This is a genomic window from Comamonas sp. E6 (genome assembly GCF_001010305.1).
GTDB classification, from domain to species: domain Bacteria; phylum Pseudomonadota; class Gammaproteobacteria; order Burkholderiales; family Burkholderiaceae_C; genus Comamonas; species Comamonas thiooxydans.
Genome location: NZ_BBXH01000003.1, coordinates 88,854 through 108,912 on the forward strand (window position 1 = coordinate 88,854; position 20,059 = coordinate 108,912).

Sequence of the window (20,059 nt, forward strand, 5' to 3'; positions counted from 1 at the left end):
AGCTGCGAGCGCTCTTCCCATATCGCTTTCAGGAAGAAAATTATCTGAAAACCTTGTAAACCAAGCCCAGCAAGCTATCAAAATCTTTATTAGGCGCTCAGTCCCCAGATGGCCGAGCGCATGGACAGCGCCGCATACTGGTAGGCCGTGTTGAACACGCGCGGCGCTTCGCCCTCCTGCACGGCACCTGCCGCATACAGCAGAGGCAGATAGTGGTCGTGCGTGGGATGGGCCAGACGGGCCTGCGGACCCCAGTCCAGAAAGGAGCTCAGATCAGCGAGATTGCCGCTGTCCAGACGCTGCTGCACTTCGGTGTCGAACTGGATCGTCCAGTCATAGGCCTGGTTGTCGCTGGCACCGCGCTGCATGGCGCGCAGGTTGTGCACGATATTGCCGCTGCCCACGATGAGCACGCCGCGGTCGCGCAGCGCGCGCAGCTGGCGGCCCATCTCGAAATGCTTTTCAGGCGCCAGTCCATAGGGCATGCTCAGCTGCATGACGGGAATGCTGGCCTCGGGGAACATGGGCAGCAGCACCGACCAGGTGCCGTGATCAAAACCCCATTTCTGGTCCACCAGCAAGGCCGATCCGTCCAGCGGCGAATGCAGCTCGGCCGCCAGCTGCCTGGCCACCTCGGGCGCGCCGGGGGCTGGATATTGCTGGTCGAACAGCTCTTGCGGAAAACCGCCGAAATCATGAATCGTGCGCGGCTGGGCCATGCCGGTCAGCGCCCAGTCGGACTCGGTCAGCCAGTGGGCCGAGACGCAGAGAATCAGCTGCGGCGCAATGCCCTTGGCCGTCAGTTCCTGGCCCAGCGCCTTCCAGCTCTGGCGCCAGTGCGTGTCCTCGATCACATTCATGGGGCTGCCATGGCCCAGGAACATCACCGGCATGCGCGGCGAAGGCTTGAGCTGCTGCAACAGCTGCTCGGGCAACAAGGAAGAAGAAGTGGAGTTCATGGAAAAAGCCTTCCAGCCCCCGCCGGCGGCCAGCACGGAGGCAGCGCCCAGGGACAAAAGCGTACGTCTACGCATCTCGGTCAATCGAACACGCCCCTAGGGGCATTTTTTTACAGATAGGACAAGCTTGCCACAGCGCGGCAGCGCCTGAAAGCACCGCCTCCGCAACAGACTGTCCTGAAAGTGCCAGGGTCAGGGCCCGGCTTGCACTACAACAGCAGTTGCACAAGCACGACTCACGCCAAACAGGCTCAGGCAAGGGCTTCGCTTCAAGCAAGCCATCCTGATGCCACCCTGGCTTGCACAAGTCCAGACAAGGAATACTCCCACTCATGCCCAGAACCGCCATTCAACCCCTGCAAGGAATTCGCATACTGAGCCTGGCTCTGAACCTGCCCGGCCCCGCCGCACTGTGGCGCTGCGCCGGCATGGGAGCCGATTGCCGCAAGCTCGAGCCTCTGGCACCCGGCGCAAGCCGCAGCGCCGACCCCATGGGCCTCTACTGCCCCGATGCCTACGCGCAGATGCATGACAGGGTGCAAACCCTGCAGGCCGATCTCAAGACCGCCGAAGGCCAGGCCAGTCTGCATGCGCAATTGGCCCAAACCGATGTGCTGCTGACCTCGTTCCGTCCATCGGCCCTGAGCAAGCTGGGCCTGGGCTGGGAAGCCCTGCAGCAGCGCTACCCTGGGCTGTCGCTGGTGCGCGTGGTCGGCAGCGCGGGCGAGCTGGCCGATGTCCCCGGCCATGACCTCACCTATCAGGCCGAAGCGGGCCTCGTGCACAGCACCGCCCTGCCCCCCAGCCTGTTTGCCGATATGGCGGGGGCGCTGATGGCCAGCGAAGCCGTGCTCCAGGCCGTGCTGGTCAGCAGCCGCAGCGGGCGCGGCATACTGCGCGAGGTCGGACTGGCCCAGGCGGCGCAGTGGCTGGCCCTGCCCTGGCACTGGGGCCTGACCCAGCCCGCAGGCGATGTCGGCGGCGCCCATGCGGGCTACCGCATCTATCCCTGTGCCGACGGCATCGTGGCCGTGGCCGCGCTGGAGCCTCACTTTGCCCAGCGCCTGTGCGAAGCGGCAGACCTGCCCTTCGGCCATCCCGCCGATATGCGCAAGCCCGAGATCCATCAAGGCGTGGCCCGGTTTCTGGCCGCCCGCAGCTGCACGCAACTGATGCAGCTGGCGCAGGAGAAGGATATTCCCCTGCACGCCCTGCCCCAAACCTGAAGCAAACCAGAACCTGTTTACGCTCCCCCTGCGCGCTAGGGCCTTCGCGGAATGGGATGCTAGGGGGCGGCCCCCCCCCCGCGCGATACCGCAGCAATAGTGGTGCTATTGCGAGGATTTGCGCGGCCGGTGAGGCAACGCCGCAGACCGCCCCTGACCGGGCGTCCGCAAAGGCACTAGCCTGGGCGTTTTTCAAACGCGTATTTCTCGGTATCGACCTCGCCCTGGCCTTGCAGCGCATAGCGGTCGCCCGCAATGGCTTCGGGCTTGAAGATGTCATCGAGCTCGGCCAGCAGCTCGGCATCGAGCTTGACGCTGCCGCCGCGAATGTCTTCGTGCAGATGCTCCACGCTGGTGGTGCCGGGCAAGGCAATCACATGCTCGCCCTGGTGCAGCACCCAGGCGATGGCCAGCTCGGCCAGCGTGCAGCCAGCCTTTTCCGCCACGGCCTGCATGGGCGCGAGCAGGCGCAGATTCTGCGCATAGGCCTCGCCGGCAAAGCGCGGCATGGTGGCGCGGATATCGCCCTTGACCAGGTTGTCCACCTGCTGCAGCTTGCCGCTGAAGAAGGCGCGGCCCATGGGACTGAATGCCACATAGGCAATGCCCAGCTCCTTGCAGGCGGCGAGCGTGCCCAGCTCCGCATTACGCGACCACAGCGAATATTCGCTTTGCAGCGCGGCAATCGGGTGCTCCTTGTGCGCGCGGCGCAGCGCATCGACGCCCACTTCCGACAGACCCAGAGCGCGAACCTTTCCCTCTTCCTTCAGGCGTGCCATCTCGCCCACCGACTCCTCGATGGGCACGTTCCTGTCCCAGCGATGCAGATAGTAGAGATCGATCACATCGGTGCCCAGGCGCTTGAGGCTGTCTTCGCAGTTCTGGCGCAGGGTTTTGGGACGACCGTCGATGACGCGGCGCATCACGCCGTCTTCGCCGCGCACGCCGGCCATGCCGCATTTGCTGGCCAGGGTGATGTGGTTGCGATGGGGCTTGAGCACGGGTCCGATCAGCGATTCGCTGGCGCCAAAGCCATAGAGCGCGGCAGTGTCGAACAGCGTGACGCCCGCGTCCAGTGCCGCATGCAGCACGGCGTGCGATTGCTCGGTAGAGACGGGGTTGCCGTAGGCATGGCAGAAATTCATGCAGCCCAGCGCGACATTGGCGACGCTGAATGGGCCTAGTGGTCGGTTTTGCACGGATGCTCCTTGAGGATGGCAAAGTTAAAGCATTTATAGCCTATAGCCCATATGAACAGAGCGTTTAAAGCTATAAATTTCAAAGCAAAAACAGCAAAGGCCGGAGCATGCCCCGGCCTTTGTCTGTCTCAATCGATCACCGGGACTTATTCGGCGTTGAGTTGCTGCTCCAGGTCGTGCAAGACCTTGTAGCAGTTGAACACCTGCTGCACGCTGGAGTTGGGCTCGCGGCCTTCACGGATGGCGGCGAAGAATTCGCGGTCCTGCAGCTCGATGCCGTTCATGGACACATCGACCTGGGACACGTCGATCTTCTCGTCCTTGCCGGTGTACAGATCGTCGTAGCGGGCCAGATAGGTGCCGGTGTCGCCGATGTAGCGGAAGAAGGTACCCAGAGGGCCGTCATTGTTGAACGACAGGCTCAGCGTGCAGATCGCGCCGTTGGCGGCCTTGAGCTGGATGCTCATGTCCATGGCGATGCCCAGATCCTTGTGAATCGGGCCTTGCACGGCGTTGGCCTTGACGATGGGGCTGCCGGCCTGGTAGGCGAACAGGTCCACGGTGTGGGCGGCATGGTGCCACAGCAGGTGGTCGGTCCAGCTGCGGGCCTGGCCCAGCGCGTTCATATTGGTGCGGCGGAAGAAGTAGGTTTGCACATCCATCTGCTGGATGTTGAACTCGCCGGCTGCTATCTTCTTGTGCACCCACTGGTGGCTGGGGTTGAAGCGGCGGGTGTGACCCACCATGGCCACCAGACCGGTCTGCTTTTGCAGCTCGGCCACTTCCTGGGCGTCCTTCAGGGCATCGGCCAGAGGAATCTCGACCTGCACATGCTTGCCGGCCTTCATGCAGGCAATGGCCTGCTCGGCGTGCATCTGCGTGGGCGTGCAAAGGATCACGGCATCGACCTCGGGCAGCGCCAGGCTTTCGGCCAGATCGGTTGCCACATGCTTGATGCCGTATTTGTCGGCCACTTCCTTGGTCTGGTCAAAGCGGCGACCGACCAGGGAGACGACTTCCACGCCGTCGATGTTCTTGATGCCGTCCAGGTGCTTGATGCCGAAGGCACCTGCGCCAGCCAGCGCTACTTTGATGGTCTTGCTCATGATTGGGATCTCCGTAGAGCCGCCTCAAGGAGGCGAAGCCCCCCACAGGGGGCAGTGAATACGCGAAGCAGCGAACGTGGTGAAACGTTTACTGATTCTCGAGGATCAGATGGCCCACCGCGGTGTTCGATGCAGGCACATGGTAGAAGCGGTGCGCCACCTTGGGCAGCGGTGCGGGGCCGTCCACATCGGACATGGCGCCGCGCGCAATCAGCCACATCACCAGCTCGATGCCTTCCGAGCCGGCTTCGCGCACGTAGTCGATGTGCGGCATCTGCGCCAGACCGTGGGGGTTCTCGATCAGCAGGTCCAGGAACTGGTTGTCCCATTCCTTGTTGATCAGGCCTGCGCGCGCACCCTGCAGCTGGTGGCTCATGCCACCCGTGCCCCAGATATGGACGTTGATGTCCTGGTCGTAGCTCTCCACGGCCTTGCGGATGGCGCGGCCCAGGTTGAAGCAGCGCTGGCCGGTGGGCACGGGATACTGCACCACGTTCACGGCGAAGGGGATCACCGGGCAGGGCCAGGAGCCGGTCTTGGGGTCCTGCTCGCCGCACATCAGCGACAGAGGCACCGTGAGGCCGTGGTCCACGTCCATCTTGTTGACGATGGTCAGATCGAAGTCCTGCTGGATCACGGACTGGGCAATGTGGCTGGCCAGATCGGGATGGCCGACCACCTTGGGCACGGGGCGCGGGCCCCAGCCTTCGTCGGCGGGCTGGAATTCCGCAGCCGTGCCGATGGCGAAGGTGGGAATGCAGTCCAGGCTGAAGGCCGTGGCGTGGTCGTTGTAGACCAGGAAGATCACATCGGGCTTGTTGTCCTTCATCCACTGGCGGGAGAAGTCATAACCCTTGAACAGGGGCGCCCAGTAGGCTTCCTGGGTCTTGCCCATGTCCATGGCGGCGCCGATGGCAGGCACGTGCGAGGTGAAAACGGATGCGGTGATGCGTGCCATGTCTTAGTTGCCTTCCTTGTTCTGGTTGCCTGCGCTGCCCTGGGGCTGGCGATGCGCCTGCGCATCACCGTCCTCGCCCACATAGCGATTGCCATCGGCAGAGCGGCCGCCGCCCATCATCATGGCGCGGTACTCTTCTTCGGTCATGCCGGTCATGGAGCCCGCCATCTGCTGGAAGCTCTTGCCGTCGGTGGCGCCAATCTTGGCCAGGAAGTAGATATTGCCGCCGGTGCGCATGCACCAGTTCAGGTCACGCGCCAGCACGGCCTGCTTCTGCTCCTCGGTCATCGCCCACTCGTCCAGATAGGCACGCTCGTTGGCGCGAAAGCGCTCGCGGTTCTCGGCCTTCATCAGGCTCATGCAGAACTGGTTGAGCCAGTAGCCCTTGCGGGACTGCTCGGCATCGAAAATGATGGTGCCGGGCACGTCCAGATACGGTTTTTCCAAAGCCATAAATTCTCCTCGTTACGGATGGCGCAGCCCATGCGACAAGGCTGCGGCCTGTTTCCGGGTGTATGTGTCGCCGGAACTCCGTCAGACCTCTTCGGGCCAGTACAGACGCATGGGGTTGTCCACCAGCAGCTTTTGCTGCAGCTGCGCGGTAGGAGCGATATGAGGAATGAAGTCCACCAGCAGGCCGTCGTCGGGCATGTGGTCCTTCAGGTTGGGGTGCGGCCAGTCCGTGCCCCAGAGCACGCGCTCGGGGAACTCCTCGACCACGCGGCGCGCGAAAGGCACCACGTCCTGGTAGGCGTTCTGCTCACCATGAAGCGCCTTGGGGCCGGAGACGGACAGGCGCTCGGGGCAGGAAACCTTGCTCCAGACATTCTTGTGCTCGCGCATGAACTTCAAGAACAGGGCGAACTCCTCGCTGTCCACGCCCTTGGTCACGTCGGGGCGGCCCATGTGGTCGACCACCACGGTGGTGGGCAGCGCGGTGAAGAAGTCCCACAGCTCGGGCAGATCCACGGCTTCGAAATAGATCACCACATGCCAGCCCAGCTTGGCGATGCGACCGGCGATCTCCATCAGCTCGTCCTTGGGCGTAAAGTCCACCAGACGCTTGACGAAGTTGAAACGCACGCCGCGCACGCCGGCGTCATGCAGCTCCTGCAGTTCGGCATCGCTGATGGAGCGCTTGACCGTGGCCACGCCGCGGGCCTTGCCGCCCGAGGACTTGCAGGCATCGACCATGGCGCGGTTGTCCGCACCGTGGCAGGTGGCCTGCACCACCACATTGCGCGCAAAACCCAGATGGTCGCGCAGCGCATACAGCTGGGCCTTGCTGGCGTCGCAGGGGGTGTACTTGCGCTCGGGGGCGAAGGGGAACTCGTTACCGGGACCGAACACATGGCAGTGCGCATCCACAGCGCCGGCAGGCAGCTTGAACTGGGGCTTGCTGGGGTTGGCATACCAGTCCAGCCAGCCGGGGGTTTTTTCAAAGGCGCTCATCTGTTTGCTCCTCAATTGTTGATTGCACCGTGCGCTGCGCACTTCCCACCATCCATGAAACTGGCGCTGCCACATCTCAGAGACACCGAGGAAGGGCCGCCCCGCACCGAGGGTGTCGTCCCCTTCCCGCGCAGCGAGAGAGGGGGAAGCGGCGCAGCCGCTCAGGGGGAGTTAATCCACATAGCGCAAGCCGGCCTTTTCCAGGGGCTCGCGCATCTTGTACATATCCAGGCCCAGGACGCCCGAAGCCAGCTTGGCGCGCTTTTCGCCTTCGAAGCTTTCGCGCTTCTGGGCAGCGGCCAGCACTTCCACGGCACGCGCGGCGGGCACGCAGACCACGCCGTCGTCGTCGGCCACGATCACGTCACCGGGCGTGACCAGCATGCCGGCGCAGACGATGGGGATGTTGACCGAGCCCAGGGTGGCCTTGATCGTGCCCTTGGAAGAGATGGCCTTGCTCCAGACCGGGAAGTCCATCTCCTGCAGCGTCTTCACGTCGCGCACGCCGGCATCGATGATCAGCGCGCGTGCGCCGCGCGCCTGGAAGCTGGTGGCCAGCAGGTCGCCGAAGTAGCCGTCGGAGCACTCGGCGGTGACGGCAGCGACCACGATATCGCCGGGCTGAATCTGCTCGGCAGCCACATGCATCATCCAGTTGTCGCCGGGCTGCAGCAGCACCGTGACGGCCGTACCCGAGACCTGCTTGCCGGCATAGATGGGGCGCATATAGGGCTTGAGCAGACCAACGCGGCCCATGGCCTCGTGCACGGTGGCAGAGCCCAGGGCGGCCAGGCCGTCAGCAGCAGCGCGGTCGGCGCGCTGGATATTGCGGTAGACAACTCCCAGTTCGTACATGGAAATACCTCTTTGCTTTGACGTTATTGAATCTAAAAAGTGAGCTGTTAGCGCTTGCTATTCATAAGATCTGAATAGTTTTCTTATTGAAAACCTTTCATACCGTGCGCCAGCAGCTCTCTTTTTTAGAAGTTACAGACCCTTGGCCTTGAGCGCCTTGTCCAGGCGCGTGAACACGCGGCGGGCATTGCCTTCGTAGACGGCGTGCTTTTCATCGGCCGTCAGGTTCTGCGTGGCTTCGATGTAGCGCTTGGTGTCGTCGTAGTAGTGACCGGTCTGCGGATCGATGCCGCGCACGGCGCCGATCATTTCGCTGGCGAACAGAATGTTCTTGGTCGGAATCACTTCCGTCAGCAGGTTGATGCCCGGCTGGTGGTAGACGCAGGTGTCGAAGTAGATGTTGTTGAGCAAATGCTCTTCCAGCAGCGGCTTCTTCATCTCCTGCGCCAGACCGCGGAAACGGCCCCAGTGGTAAGGCACGGCGCCGCCGCCATGGGGAATCAGGAACTTCAGGGTCGGGAAGTCCTTGAACAGATCCGAAGTCAGGCACTGCATGAAGGCCGTGGTGTCGGCATTCAGATAGTGGCTGCCCGTGGTGTGGAAGCAGCTATTGCAGCTGGTGGAGACGTGGATCATCGCGGGGATGTCGTACTCCACCATCTTTTCGTAGATGGGGTACCAGCTCTTGTCGGACAGCGGAGGCGAAGTCCAGTGACCGCCCGAGGGATCGGGGTTCAGGTTCAGGCCCACGTTGCCATATTGCTCAACGCACTTGACCAGCTCGGGAATGCAGGTTGCAGGGTCCACGCCGGGCGACTGGGGCAGCATGGCGGCGGGAATGAAGTGGTCGGGGAACAGCTCGCTGACGCGGAAGCACAGCTCGTTGCAGATGGCGGCCCAGGTGCTGGAGGTCTGGAAGTCACCGATGTGGTGCGCCATGAACGAGGCACGGGGGCTGAAGATGGTCAGATCGGAACCACGCTCCTTCATCAGGCGCAGCTGATTGGTTTCGATGGTCTCGCGGATTTCATCGTCGCTGATCTTCAGATCGGCCACCGACGGGGTCTTGCTCGGGTCCTTGAGGCCGGCGATCTGCAGATCGCGCCATGCGCCCAGAGCCGCAGGCGCCGTGGTGTAGTGACCGTGTACGTCAATGATCATCTTCAAGCTCCGTTAAAAAATAATTCGTCAATCAAAAAGTTCAGTGCGCGCCGCCCAGGCCCAGCATGGAGGTGCGCGGTGCGCCGCCGGCATAGCGGTTCTTGACCAGCAGCGCCAGCGCGGCGATGACACCGGGAATGGCAACCACCATGAAGACCTGCGGCAGCTCCAGGTGACGGCGCGACAGCTCGGCCACCAGGAAAGAGCCTGCAATGCCGCCAAAGCGGCCGATGCCCAGCATCCAGGACACGCCGCTAGCGCGGCATTCCGTGGGGTAGTACTCGGCAGCCAGCGCCTGCATGGACGACTGTGCCGCATTCATCAGCAAACCGGCAATGAATACCGAAGCCACCAGCATGCCCACGCCACCGCCGAGCACCTGGCCTATGAAGGCCACGCCCAGGCTGGTCAGGAAGTAGCCCGTCGCGATGATCAGATTGGCATTCCAGCGGTCCATCAGCAGACCGACGAAGATCGCGCCCACGCCGCCGAGCTGGAACAGCGCGGCAATCACGGCAGCCTGGCTGGCGGGCACGCCCGCTTCCTTGAACAGCACAGGCATCCAGTTGACCAGGCCATAGACGATCACCAGACCCATGAAATACGTCACCCACAGGGCCAACGTGCCGACCAGATATTTCTGCGAGAACACCAGACGCAGGCCCTGGGGGCCTTGCTGTGCCTGGGCAGCAGCCTCGCCACCGTCGTTCAGAACGAAGCGTGCGGCATTGCGCGTGCCGGCGGCGATGCGCACCATCACCTTGCGTACGCGGTCGGCCGAGTAGTTCTTGAGCACCATGAAACGCACCGACTCGGGCAGCATCACGATCATCAGCACGGCCAGGATCAGGGGCACCACGCCGCCCACGATCAGCAGGCTGCGCCAGCCGAAATGCGGAATCATCCAGGCGGCGATAAAGCCGCCGAAGGCCGAGCCGATGGGGAAGCCGCAGAACATGCAGTTGGTGATGAAGGAACGCTTGCTGTCAGGGCAGTATTCGTTCATCAGCGTGATGGCGTTGGGCATGGCGGCGCCAAGACCCAGGCCGGTGATGAAGCGCCAGATGGTCAGGCCTTGCAGATCGTGCACCAGACCGGAAGCAATCGATGCACCGCCCATCACCACCGAAGCGATGATCAGCACGGTCTTGCGGCCCACGCGGTCCGCCAGCGGGCCCGCGCCCAGCGCGCCGAACGCCAGGCCGAACAGGGCCGCGCTCAGCACCGGGCCCAGATGGGACTTGTCGATGCCCCATTCGCCGAGCAGCGAAGGAGCGATGAAGCCGATGGCGGCGGTATCAAAACCGTCGAGCAGAACAATCAAAAAACAGAGGAAGAAAATCCCCCACTGGAAGCGTGAAAACGGGCTCTCGTTGAGCACGGTCTGCACGTTGACGACCGCCGGGCCGGTGCTCTGTTTGCTAGTTTGCGAAGTCATATTTGGAATCTCAGTTGCCTCTCTTTGTCGCCTCTATCTCCTGTCTCGCGGCTGGCGCCAAAGCCTCAAAGGCATCTGGTACGTCCGTCACGAAAGGGCTATGACTGCCCTTTTGCTGGATGGGGTGTCAGTGCCAGGCCCCCGCCTGGACACGAATCAATTCAAGCGGGCTCCATGCCCTGGCGGCGCTTGGCCGCTTCGGCTTCAGGCGAAGCCATGAAGGCCAGCAGACGCTGCACGGCATCCGCATGTGCCGAGCCCGTCACAACGCCGGCAGAAAACACCGTGTCGATGGCAATCGCTGCAGGCAGGCCGCCCACGATCTGTATGCCCGCGACATGGATCAGCTCGCTCAGCTGCTGAAAGCCCAGCGCCACTTCGCCCGAAGCAATCATGGAGCCCACGGGAACGCCGGGCCGGGCCTGCACGATGCGGGACTTGATCTCGTCGGCAATGCCCCAGCGCTCGAACAGCTTTTGCAGTGCCACACCGCTGGGGCCGGTGGAATAGCCAATGCTGGGCGCGGCCAGCACGGCAGCGCGCACGGCCTCTTCGGAGCCGATATCAGGCTGCTCCGCAGCAGCGGGCACGGCCACGGCAGTACTGGAGAGCACCAAGTCCACCTTGCTGCCTGCAACCACACGGCCGGCGGCCTGCAGCTTGTCGATGGCGTTGGAGGCCAGGAAGACCACATCAAAAGCCTCTTCACCGGACTGCACACGCTGCGCGGCATCCACACCGCCCACGGATTCGATCTGTACCGGCTCGCCGCCCTTCTCCTGCCAGGCTGCAACCAGATCCGCCAGGACCTGGCGGGTTGCCATGGAAGAAATGCCTTTGAGTGCTGCGCTCATGCCGGAAGACTCCTGAAGTGGATGCCATGGCTGCCCCGCAATCTCGAATGCCGCGTCCCGGCCATCGAGGCCTTTCAAGCCACTCCCGTCACGCTGCGGGCAGACTGCACCGGCAGGACGAGGCGCTCAACAGGGCTTGCATCAGGGCAACCATCTAGTCAAAACGAATGAGACTATTGTCGGCAGCCCCGCGCCCTCCCACTAGGCAAGCCCTCCGCTAGCAGCTATGCCGCAAAGGCATAGCAAAGTGCTTGCTCATAACACGTATAAATACCTACAAACAAAGCATAAAGCCAATAAAAAGAAAAGGCTGGTTGCTATTTTTTCAATAGCAATCAGCCTTCATTGCTGCGCATAAGCAACAGTGAATTTAGTGGTTAACCCCTAATTCAGTCGTCATGGCGTCCATGCCCACGCCCGTGACCATGACCACGCCCCCCCCGATCATCGCGATCATGCCTGTCCCAGTCACGTCGATCGCGGCGATCGTCTCTGTCCCAGTGCCTATGGTCCCGGCGGTCGTCATGCCAGTCGCGTCGCTCGTGGTGGTGGCGCGGCGGAGGTCCTGCACGCCAATGGGGTGGCGGATTGCGCAGGAAATAGACCGGCTGGCCGCAGGCGTGGTAGCGGCCGCAGTAGCGGCGCCAGTTGCGCGAATGGCCGGGCGGCACCCACATATAGATGGGCTGCACCTGCGGCACTACCGGGCCGCCCCACATCGGCTGGGCATACAGCAGCGGCGGCGGTGCATTACCGATATTGACCTGACCGTAAACCCCGGGCGCCAGCTGCCCTGAGATGGAGCCGCTGATATAGGCCTGCGCCTGGGCGGCACCCGCTGCGCAAACCAGCGCCAAGGCTGCCAGGCTGCGGATGAGTGAAGTGCGATTGGACATATGTCTCCATGCTCGATATAGATCACCGTGGGCCGGCGAGATCGCGCTTCGTCCCGGAAACGCTTCAGTCCTTAACGCACCAGAGCCGAATCTCGCTGACCTGGACCGGGCATGAAGCGTAATGAGGCGTAATGAGCTCATCCGGCTCATGGGCTGAATGGCCTGGCGCCCGCCCTGTCACCTGATCGTCTGGCCCTGCAGACCTTTTTTCAGAATCAGGTCCACCACGGGCTGCTCGCGCTTGTTGGCACGCATGCAGTGATCCTTCTGGAAGCGATCGGTGATCCGGATGACCCAACGCGCCCAGCGCTTGTTCTCGCGTTCGCGCCAGGCATGCGATGAAACGCTTTCCCAAGCATAGCCATTGAGCACTGCCGCATTGACAAAATGGTCCAGCGCCCGCACTCCGGCCCTGCCCCGCTCCGTCTTGCCGAACAGGCCGACCCAGCAAAGAATCAGCCAGCCCACGACCGCCAGTGGAACGACTGCGCACATCAGCGCAAAACCTGCCAGGCGCTCCTTCATGCAGCCTCTCTCTTGCGCAAATTGATGCGTACGCCATTTTCGGAGCGAATCGTCAGCCGCCCCACAGGCTGCGGCACATGGCCTGCCGCCGGCAGGATTTCATAGCGCTGCAGCAGGCAGGCCAGAATCAAGACCGCCTCCTGCAAGGCAAATGCAGCCCCCAGACAGACACGCGGGCCCATGCTGAAAGGCATGTAGGCGTGTTTGATGGCTTCCTTGTCCTCCTCACGGTCAAAGCGATCCGGGTCGAAGGCATCGGGGTTCTTCCACCATTTTCGGTGGCGCTGCAGCAGCCAGGGCGCCACCACCACCGTGCTGCGCTCCTTCAGTTGCTTGCCCCTGATAGGGCAGGACTGAACATTTTCCCGGGCGAAGAAGCCCACAGGGGGAAACAGACGCAAGGTCTCCCGAAAGATATTCCAGACCTGCGAGAAGCTCTTCATGTCTGCCTGCTGCGGCAGACGATCGCCAACCACCTCCACCACTTGCTCGTAGGCACGCTGCTGTATGTCGGGTGACTGGGCTAGAAGATAGCTGGCCCAGGTCAGCGCGCTGGCCGAAGTTTCATGCCCCGCCAGAAACAGCATGGCGACCTGATTGACCAGCTCTTCCTCGTTGAAAGGCTCGCCTGTGTTCGGATCCTTGGCCTGCATGAAGGCGGCAAGAATATCCTCCTGTTCCTCGGCCTCGCCCTTCAGATGCGCTTCATAGCGCGGCTTGATCATGGCGTGCAGCAAGCCACGAATCTCCCTGGCCGCCTGGTTGCTCTGCCAGCGATACCAGGGCATGGTCAACCAGCGAGCACCGAACAGCGCTGGCAGCATGAGCTTGGGCGCCAGCGACTGATAGCGGGCAAATGCCTCGAAGATGCGATGCGCATCCGGCCCCTGCATGGGCTTGGAGAAAATCGTGCGGAAAATGATGTCGGCCGTGACATGGGTCATCTCGATCTCGATGTCGTACGGCTGCGCCTCCTCCACGGCATCCAGGCGCTCCAGCATGGATTGCGCAGCTCCCAGCATGCGCGGGAAAGCGACGTTCACGCGCGCCTGGGCAAACGCGGGGTTCATCATGGTGCGCTGACGTTGCCACTGCTCGCCATTGGTCGTGAAGATGCTGTCTCCCAGCAAAGGCTCCAGCGATTCATGCAGCAGATGGCTCTTGGGAAACTGCTGCGCCTCGCTCTGCATGACTCTCTTGACCTCTTTGAGGTCATTGAGCATGTAAAGATCCACGCCGGGCAGATGAACCTCACCCATCTGCATGCTGTAGCTGCGCTCGAACAGCGCGTCCATCCAGGAGCGCCGCGCATGCCAGAACATGCGCAGCTTCGATGTCTGTTCGGGGTGGGGCTTGGGATAAACGGGACAGAAACGACTCATCGCACCAATTTCCTCTCTATGTAGTCACGCATCGGACCGGCGCTGGTGAGCAACTCGAAATAATCATAGGCACCGGCAACTTCGCCGGCCATCAGATACTGAAAATGCATGCGCATCTTGTTCCTGCGCAACCAACGGTAGGTGGTCGGCAAAAACAGCTTGTGAAAGCGCGGGGAGCATATCGCTTGCGGATTGAATCCCCACTGCGGCCGGCGCTTGCTGGAATCAGCAACGGAGTTGACGGCCGAGGCCTCATCCTTGCGCCCATCTTCGCGCAACGACAGCCCCACCACATCGCACATGCCGAAACACACGCTATCGCTGGGAGAAGAAATATCGGCCCAGTACACCGCGTCGTCCATGGCGACCTCACGCAAGGTTTGCCGCAACGCGCCAGCGCCGGGAAACAGCGCAAACAAAGGAATGCAATTGCCCAGGGTGACCAAGCTCACTAGCGGCTTGCGAGAAGCGTGTGAGGATAACGGATCTTCAGCCAGCTTACGGCGAAGCGCCTGAGTCAGCTTCAGAGCCTGCACACTGCCGACACTGAAGCCGACCACGACCACCTCACGCCAACGCTGCTGCTGCATGGCCTGCGCCACCTCGGCGGCCATCGCCTCGATACGCGCATCCAGCACGGGGAATGTTTTCCCGGAACTGGCATGGGCAAAGTTCAAAATTCTCAAAAGCCAGCTGATATGCAGATACCGGTCCAGCACAAAGCCGCCCCAGCAAACGGCAGCAAGCACCGCAAGCATCAGTGCGAATGCGCCCGCTTTCGGCAAACCGCCCCATAGATTAACGAGCAAGGATCCCATGCCGATTCCGGCCAGCAGCACCAGCAGCACATAAAACAGCGGGTACATCAGCGCCCACAAAGTAAAGCGCGCCTGCTCTCGCACAGGTTTCAGCCACTGCCTCAAATTCCAGACAGCAATATAGGTTCCCAGGGCCTGGCGAAAGACTTCCGCCCGACTCTGGGGCCAATGAAGACGAACCTGATCATGCCAGTCAAAGAAAACAAAATCGGCAGATGCAGTATTTTCAGACCCCGTCTGAGAAACCCGCCATCGAGAATGCAGCGATTTTTCTTGCGCGGCCTCGCCCTCATTCCACTTCTCTCTGCTGCCAATCTCGTATTTTCTATCCTCGGAAACAGACGGCTGCTTTTGCGATTCCGCGCGCATCAACTGGTGATAATGCCTTGCCCCACGGGGATCGAAGCCACCCATGAAGATCACCAGGCGCTCGCAATCACTTGTCTTCCCGGAAGACTCGAATGAGATATTCTTTTCTCTGCTAGTCATTGCACTCCGGAAAACGGAATCCTTCCATACCATGGCTTATTCGACAGAGGCCACCCCCTGCAACATGGAAGGCATGGCATTTTCCTGATTTTCCTGCCGGGAAACGAATACCGGCTCCACAGCCTCTTCGGGCCAAAGCAAGGGATCCACCGACGAACCGCCCCCCCACAGGCGCTGCGCCATCTGGCCATCCAGCGCGGCCCCGCAACGCCATGAGACCGCCGAAAGCCGGCGGTAGAAGCTGCCATTGATCTGCGTGCACTCTATCAAGGCCCTGCGAAAGCGCGAAAGCATATCCTGATCAGGAATGGCCTGATGGGCCCGAAACCAGAAATCCCGCATCTTGCCCTGAAAGGTCAAGCCTTCCAGGTCATACAAGGCATTGCCGCAGACCTTGACAGGGGCACCATGACCCAATGCGGAAAGACCGGTCGTGCTATTGACCAGCACCACCCCCTTGGCATTCTTGAGCAACGATGGCAGATGCTGGTCATGGATATATAAGACCTTGCCCTGCAAACCATGGCGCCTTGCCAACAGGCTGATGATATTGGCGTAGTTCCGGTGCCCCCGGTCCATGGGGTGGTGCTTGAACACCACCACGTCATTCGCAATCGACTTTCCACCTTCGGGCACGCCGTTCATGCGCTCCAGCGCCTGCGCCCTGGAAAATGAATGCAAAACGTGATTGATGAAATCCGTCACGAAATCATAGTTCGAGTGAACCACGATCTGGGCATCGTTATATACCTGCAGCGGAGCCAGGAAGAATTTCTTGCGCAAATCTCCAAGCAGCAGATTCTCGATTTCCTTTTCCGTGCGGCGATACCAGAATTTACGCAGATAACTCAGCCACCACCAAGGCGCATCCCGCACGGTCATGCTTCTGTGATGCAGGGAGTTATTCCAGAACCACTGCCCCAGCCAAGCAGCAAAGAAATACAGCATGCCCCACATGGCCGAATGCCAGAATGAGTTTCCGACCTTCTTCCATGACTCCGTCATCGGTCCATTCGGATGAGAAGGCTGTGGCGCAGTCTCTTGCTGCGCCCTCTGCTTAAGCCATATGGCCAGTCTCTTTTCGAAATGAGAATGCCCATTCACGCCCATGGGCTCAAAAGTGATGTGATCGGGCCGCAGATAGCCTTCTTCAAACACGCCTAAGGCACAACCCAGACGCTCCGTCATGGAGCGCACGCACGCATGCACAGGCCGGCAATCGCCGAACAGCAGCACCGCATCAATCCGGTGCCTGATGATGAAGGCCTCCAGAACCTCGGGCCACTGTGCCAGTTCCCCCCGGAACGAATGGGCCTTGCGGGGATAGAACAGCCAATCCCCCGCATTGAAGTTGAACTTGAAAACAGTCGCCCCCACCGAGCGCAAGTCCTTGGCCAGGTTCCAGAAAAAAGGCCCTACCGGGCCTTGTAGCAACAAAACACGTTTAGACGCAAATCCACTCTTGTTCTTCATGCGTTAGGAACTGCGGGCTGTCAGGCCGCTTGGTATCTTTATGGAGGCGTCATGAAGCATGACCTCCCTATTTTAGGGGATTTCACCGAGAGAAACCTGCGCACATCACTGCACGTTGACAACAAATCGATGAAAAATAATTGCAAAAAAAGGTAAGTATCACCAATCCGACAAAATCGACTGCAGCAATACCCTGGATTTACGCCATTGCCGCCTCAACCAGCCAGACTTCAGGCCCTGCAAACTGCCCGACTGCTCCAGGGCAGTACGTTGCTCAAGCAAACGCCTGAGCACCGCTTCGCAGCTTGTGTAGCCTCTGAGCACCGGATCCCAGTACAAGGGGTAGTGCAGCAGCGCCCCGGCAACCAGCTCATCCAGAGACAGCGAGCGGCTGCGGCGAGGCACGGGCAGACAGTCCTGCGTGAGGCCCCAACCAGCGTAGAACGGCCGCCCGTGCACCACCACTTGCTTGTTGCGCAGCAAGGCATCAAAACCGGTCAACGAGGTCATGGTCACCACCACATCGCAGGCCTCGATACAGCTCACCACCGACGCCCCCTGTTCGATGTGATCGGCATACAGCAAAGCTTGAGCCGGCTCTACACGCCCCTTGCGATTGCCGCTGCTCACATCAGGGTGCGGCTTGAAGACAATGAAAGCATCAGGAAATGCAGAGCGTGCTGCCTGGAGCAGACCCAGATTCGTGCAAACACCATCAGCGTCGCAGCCAAAGCGAATGGAAGCGTCGTCCTCCACCTGGCCCGGCACCAGCACCACTTGCCGGCCGGCATGCGGATGTTCATCGCTGAACCAGTCCACCGGGCAATTGGGCTCCAGGTTGTACTTGGTGATGCCATGCTCGACGATGAAGGCGCGCACATTGCGCGCACGCTCCAGGTCCTGCGCCGTGAATGCCCGGGTATTGAGCAGATCCTCCAGCTCCGAAGGCTGGCCCGGATCGAAATAAATGCCCTTGGCATCCAGCACAAAGGACTGCGGCGGGATCAGGTCGGAACCCAGCCCCACGGAGCGGACAAAGCCATCCTCCATGCGAAGCAGGCGCACGCCCGATTCATCAGCCAACTGCTGCACACCCGCTGGCGGCACCCTGCCCCAGCAGACCAGGCAATCATCACCAACAGGCCGCAAAGCCCTGGCCGCAGCAGCATTCTTGACAAACAACACCTTGCCGGGATGCAGCGACAACATGGCCTTCACGTTCGCGGCCTTCCAGCGCCGAAAGCCCACCACAATCATGCGCCCGCCAAAGCGCTGGGCCACCTGGCGCTGACGCTCCAGCCAGTCCAACACATCCAGTACATTGCCGCGCTGCCGGGTCTCTGGATTCAGATAGCGGCTGTAATGCATATAGCCGGCTGCAAACAACTCGTCCACCGAGCGCCTGCGGCCGGCCCGGCGAACCATGGCCGGATGCTGCGGCTGGCGATCATCCGTCACACCCCAGCCCGCATACCAGGGCACGCCAAAGCAGACCACCGGCTTGTGGGCCAACAAGGCCTCGAAGCCCATGGTCGAGCTGACCACATAGACCTTGTCCATCTGAGCAATCAGACTCATCGGGTTGACCGCATCACGCAACACCACCGTGCGGGCATCGGGCTGCACGCCCGTCAGATAGCCCCCCTTGCGACCCGAAGTCACCTCGGGGTGGGTCTTGACATAGACCGTGGCCTGCGGGTTCTCTGCCAGCGCAGCAGCCAGCATGGCGTCGAAGGTCGCGGCATCCGCCCCTCCCTTGGCCACACTCATATCACCCGCCGTCTGGTCCACCACCAGCACTCGCGGAACATCGTCGCTGCGCAGCATGCCGTCAGTCAGATCAACAGCATGGTTGTACTTGCTCAGCCCTACGGATAGCAGCTTCTTACGAGCCTGCTGCATCCGCACAGCATCCGGTGCCAACACATCAGCATCGCTGCTTAGCAAACGCTCCAACGCACTGGGCCGCGTGCAGTCGTAGTAAATGCCTTCGTCATCGACCACCAACGACAGCGGCGGGAAATGCTCGCCGGTACCGAACGAGCGTAGAAAGCCATCTTCCAATCGCAGCGCTGGAACTCTCAACAACTGACCCAGACGCTGCGCCATCCGACCACTGCGTTTGTCGCCCCAACCCACAACATTGGCAGGGCCCAGCAATCCGTGCGGCAAATATCGCACCGGCAAATCCAGAAGCCGCTCCTGAAGACGCAGCCGATGCATCCACCAGCAGGCACAAATCCATGCTTTCATGCAATCTTTCTTGGCAGCCGCCTAGAGTCCGATGGTTTCCACGACCTCCTGCAGCCGCTTGGCCCAGGTGTGCTCCCGCAAAACATAGTCCGCACCGGCACGCGCACGCTCACGTTCATGTTTGCCTCCACCGCGAAAGATGCGCTCAAGCACGTCATCGCACTCTTCGCGAGAGTGCACCACCTCGCAATATTCGGAAAAGTAACGATCCACAGACAAGGCAGGATTGGTCACCACAATACTGCCGCAGGCCAATGCCTCCACCAGCCGGCGTGAATACATGCTAGGCGAATCTGTCACTGTATTTACATTGAATTGGACCAGATACTTTCTATAAATATCTGCGGTCTTTTCATTGGAAACACTATCCTTCACCTCAATCCATGGCCAATCAGGATAACGGTAATTTTTTGATTTTCTATCTGAATTACGGTCATATACCGTCAAACCATAAGGTTGAGCGGCTGAAAACATCATGTCTTGCCAGCTTCGGCGTTGATCATGCACATGGTGACTGTAACTCCCAACAAAGCAAGCACCAGAATGCACTTCGCTCTCTACGTCCGGGAGATAGTGATTCTTGGGTTGCACCGGGAACGTCAGAGTACGGATTCTCGCATTGGCACCCAGAATCTCCCGGTAACGTGAAATGCAATTTTCATCAACCGTAAACACAGTGTCGAACAAGGTCGCACTCGCAATGAAACGATCGAAATGCACGCCATCTTCCTTGTTCCAGAAAACGCATGGAATTCCAAGATCACGGGCACAATGAATGACCTTTTTCAAATCTTTGTTGGAGCGTTTTGGGACATCCGGGTAGGATGCAATTTTATATTTCCAGGCATTTCCTTTCCCTTTCCAAGCAGACTCTACAAAGACGAAGTCAGGTTTCCAAAATTTTAAAATCCACCAATAATTGATAGAATTAATATTGACAATACTCACCTCTTCCTGCAAAGCAGAAAACGTCAACTCATCGGATATAAGCGCTACCTTTAATGGCATTTTTCAT

18 protein-coding genes are annotated in these 20,059 nt (G+C 60.6%); 1 reads left to right on the forward strand and 17 read right to left on the reverse strand.

Features of this window, described 5'->3' with window-relative positions; translation table 11 throughout:
* Positions 1-89: 89 nt before the first annotated feature.
* The gene (gene ygiD, locus CSE6_RS00810) at positions 90-1,016 is read right to left on the reverse strand and encodes a 4,5-DOPA dioxygenase extradiol (protein WP_083994656.1); all 927 of its coding nucleotides are present in this window, start codon (positions 1,014-1,016) and stop codon (positions 90-92) included.
* Positions 1,017-1,291: 275 nt separating this feature from the next.
* On the opposite strand from ygiD, the gene CSE6_RS00815 reads away from it, so the two are divergent.
* The gene (locus tag CSE6_RS00815) at positions 1,292-2,185 is read left to right on the forward strand and encodes a CaiB/BaiF CoA-transferase family protein (protein ID WP_059439690.1); all 894 of its coding nucleotides are present in this window, start codon (positions 1,292-1,294) and stop codon (positions 2,183-2,185) included.
* Between the two features lie 176 nt (positions 2,186-2,361).
* Here CSE6_RS00815 and CSE6_RS00820 read toward each other — a convergent pair whose 3' ends face one another.
* From CSE6_RS00820 to CSE6_RS00895, 16 genes are all read right to left on the reverse strand, one after another.
* Complete coding sequence (locus CSE6_RS00820) at positions 2,362-3,384, reverse strand: aldo/keto reductase (protein WP_045839485.1); 1,023 nt, start codon at positions 3,382-3,384, stop codon at positions 2,362-2,364.
* A 146-nt stretch (positions 3,385-3,530) separates the two neighbouring features.
* Complete coding sequence (locus CSE6_RS00825) at positions 3,531-4,490, reverse strand: Gfo/Idh/MocA family oxidoreductase (protein WP_034392030.1); 960 nt, start codon at positions 4,488-4,490, stop codon at positions 3,531-3,533.
* Positions 4,491-4,578: 88 nt separating this feature from the next.
* On the reverse strand, positions 4,579-5,448 hold the full coding sequence (locus tag CSE6_RS00830) for a class III extradiol dioxygenase subunit beta (RefSeq protein ID WP_012838736.1): 870 nt from the start codon (positions 5,446-5,448) through the stop codon (positions 4,579-4,581).
* A gap of 3 nt (positions 5,449-5,451) precedes the next feature.
* Positions 5,452-5,901, reverse strand: a complete 450-nt coding sequence (gene ligA / locus CSE6_RS00835; RefSeq protein WP_012838737.1) for a protocatechuate 4,5-dioxygenase subunit alpha — start codon at positions 5,899-5,901, stop codon at positions 5,452-5,454.
* An 81-nt stretch (positions 5,902-5,982) separates the two neighbouring features.
* Positions 5,983-6,900 carry an amidohydrolase family protein gene (locus CSE6_RS00840; protein ID WP_012838738.1) on the reverse strand — a complete coding sequence of 306 codons (918 nt, stop codon included), beginning with the start codon at positions 6,898-6,900 and terminating at the stop codon, positions 5,983-5,985.
* Positions 6,901-7,071: 171 nt separating this feature from the next.
* A complete protein-coding gene (gene ligK / locus CSE6_RS00845; protein WP_012838739.1) occupies positions 7,072-7,755 on the reverse strand; it encodes a 4-carboxy-4-hydroxy-2-oxoadipate aldolase/oxaloacetate decarboxylase in 684 nt (227 codons plus the stop codon).
* 132 nt (positions 7,756-7,887) lie between these two features.
* Positions 7,888-8,916, reverse strand: coding sequence for an amidohydrolase family protein (locus tag CSE6_RS00850; RefSeq protein ID WP_003054189.1), 1,029 nt, complete (start codon positions 8,914-8,916; stop codon positions 7,888-7,890).
* A gap of 40 nt (positions 8,917-8,956) precedes the next feature.
* Positions 8,957-10,354: an MFS transporter gene (locus tag CSE6_RS00855; RefSeq protein ID WP_034408249.1), complete on the reverse strand. Its 1,398-nt coding sequence runs from the start codon at positions 10,352-10,354 to the stop codon at positions 8,957-8,959.
* A gap of 161 nt (positions 10,355-10,515) precedes the next feature.
* Positions 10,516-11,208: a substrate-binding domain-containing protein gene (locus CSE6_RS00860; protein ID WP_083994657.1), complete on the reverse strand. Its 693-nt coding sequence runs from the start codon at positions 11,206-11,208 to the stop codon at positions 10,516-10,518.
* Between the two features lie 389 nt (positions 11,209-11,597).
* On the reverse strand, positions 11,598-12,104 hold the full coding sequence (locus CSE6_RS00865; RefSeq protein WP_080746231.1) for a hypothetical protein: 507 nt from the start codon (positions 12,102-12,104) through the stop codon (positions 11,598-11,600).
* Between the two features lie 177 nt (positions 12,105-12,281).
* Positions 12,282-12,629, reverse strand: a complete 348-nt coding sequence (locus CSE6_RS00870) for a hypothetical protein (protein WP_034379442.1) — start codon at positions 12,627-12,629, stop codon at positions 12,282-12,284.
* Positions 12,626-14,011, reverse strand: a complete 1,386-nt coding sequence (locus CSE6_RS00875) for a cytochrome P450 (RefSeq protein WP_059439691.1) — start codon at positions 14,009-14,011, stop codon at positions 12,626-12,628. The genes CSE6_RS00870 and CSE6_RS00875 overlap by 4 nt, the downstream gene beginning before the upstream one ends.
* The gene (locus CSE6_RS00880) at positions 14,008-15,318 is read right to left on the reverse strand and encodes a hypothetical protein (RefSeq protein ID WP_059439703.1); all 1,311 of its coding nucleotides are present in this window, start codon (positions 15,316-15,318) and stop codon (positions 14,008-14,010) included. Before CSE6_RS00880 ends, CSE6_RS00875 begins: the two co-directional genes overlap by 4 nt.
* 36 nt (positions 15,319-15,354) lie before the next feature.
* Positions 15,355-16,791 (reverse strand): capsule biosynthesis protein, encoded by a 1,437-nt coding sequence (locus tag CSE6_RS00885; protein WP_059439692.1) that lies wholly within the window; start codon positions 16,789-16,791, stop codon positions 15,355-15,357.
* Positions 16,792-16,950: 159 nt separating this feature from the next.
* The gene (locus tag CSE6_RS00890) at positions 16,951-19,044 is read right to left on the reverse strand and encodes a capsular polysaccharide biosynthesis protein (protein WP_193751082.1); all 2,094 of its coding nucleotides are present in this window, start codon (positions 19,042-19,044) and stop codon (positions 16,951-16,953) included.
* A gap of 21 nt (positions 19,045-19,065) precedes the next feature.
* A complete protein-coding gene (locus CSE6_RS00895; RefSeq protein WP_059439694.1) occupies positions 19,066-20,052 on the reverse strand; it encodes a glycosyltransferase in 987 nt (328 codons plus the stop codon).
* Positions 20,053-20,059 lie beyond the last annotated feature (7 nt).

What these genes read in the sequence shown, in the direction of transcription:
- CSE6_RS00815 (WP_059439690.1), top strand. Translation starts at nt 1,292, where the DNA reads ATGCCCAGAACCGCCATTCAACCCCTGCAAGGAATTCGCATACTGAGC.
- CSE6_RS00825 (WP_034392030.1), bottom strand. Translation starts at nt 4,490, where the DNA reads ATGAGCAAGACCATCAAAGTAGCGCTGGCTGGCGCAGGTGCCTTCGGC.
- CSE6_RS00830 (WP_012838736.1), bottom strand. Translation starts at nt 5,448, where the DNA reads ATGGCACGCATCACCGCATCCGTTTTCACCTCGCACGTGCCTGCCATC.
- ligA (WP_012838737.1), bottom strand. Translation starts at nt 5,901, where the DNA reads ATGGCTTTGGAAAAACCGTATCTGGACGTGCCCGGCACCATCATTTTC.
- CSE6_RS00840 (WP_012838738.1), bottom strand. Translation starts at nt 6,900, where the DNA reads ATGAGCGCCTTTGAAAAAACCCCCGGCTGGCTGGACTGGTATGCCAAC.
- ligK (WP_012838739.1), bottom strand. Translation starts at nt 7,755, where the DNA reads ATGTACGAACTGGGAGTTGTCTACCGCAATATCCAGCGCGCCGACCGC.
- CSE6_RS00850 (WP_003054189.1), bottom strand. Translation starts at nt 8,916, where the DNA reads ATGATCATTGACGTACACGGTCACTACACCACGGCGCCTGCGGCTCTG.
- CSE6_RS00855 (WP_034408249.1), bottom strand. Translation starts at nt 10,354, where the DNA reads ATGACTTCGCAAACTAGCAAACAGAGCACCGGCCCGGCGGTCGTCAAC.
- CSE6_RS00860 (WP_083994657.1), bottom strand. Translation starts at nt 11,208, where the DNA reads ATGAGCGCAGCACTCAAAGGCATTTCTTCCATGGCAACCCGCCAGGTC.
- CSE6_RS00865 (WP_080746231.1), bottom strand. Translation starts at nt 12,104, where the DNA reads ATGTCCAATCGCACTTCACTCATCCGCAGCCTGGCAGCCTTGGCGCTG.
- CSE6_RS00870 (WP_034379442.1), bottom strand. Translation starts at nt 12,629, where the DNA reads ATGAAGGAGCGCCTGGCAGGTTTTGCGCTGATGTGCGCAGTCGTTCCA.
- CSE6_RS00875 (WP_059439691.1), bottom strand. Translation starts at nt 14,011, where the DNA reads ATGAGTCGTTTCTGTCCCGTTTATCCCAAGCCCCACCCCGAACAGACA.
- CSE6_RS00880 (WP_059439703.1), bottom strand. Translation starts at nt 15,318, where the DNA reads ATGACTAGCAGAGAAAAGAATATCTCATTCGAGTCTTCCGGGAAGACA.
- CSE6_RS00885 (WP_059439692.1), bottom strand. Translation starts at nt 16,791, where the DNA reads ATGAAGAACAAGAGTGGATTTGCGTCTAAACGTGTTTTGTTGCTACAA.
- CSE6_RS00890 (WP_193751082.1), bottom strand. Translation starts at nt 19,044, where the DNA reads ATGAAAGCATGGATTTGTGCCTGCTGGTGGATGCATCGGCTGCGTCTT.
- CSE6_RS00895 (WP_059439694.1), bottom strand. Translation starts at nt 20,052, where the DNA reads ATGCCATTAAAGGTAGCGCTTATATCCGATGAGTTGACGTTTTCTGCT.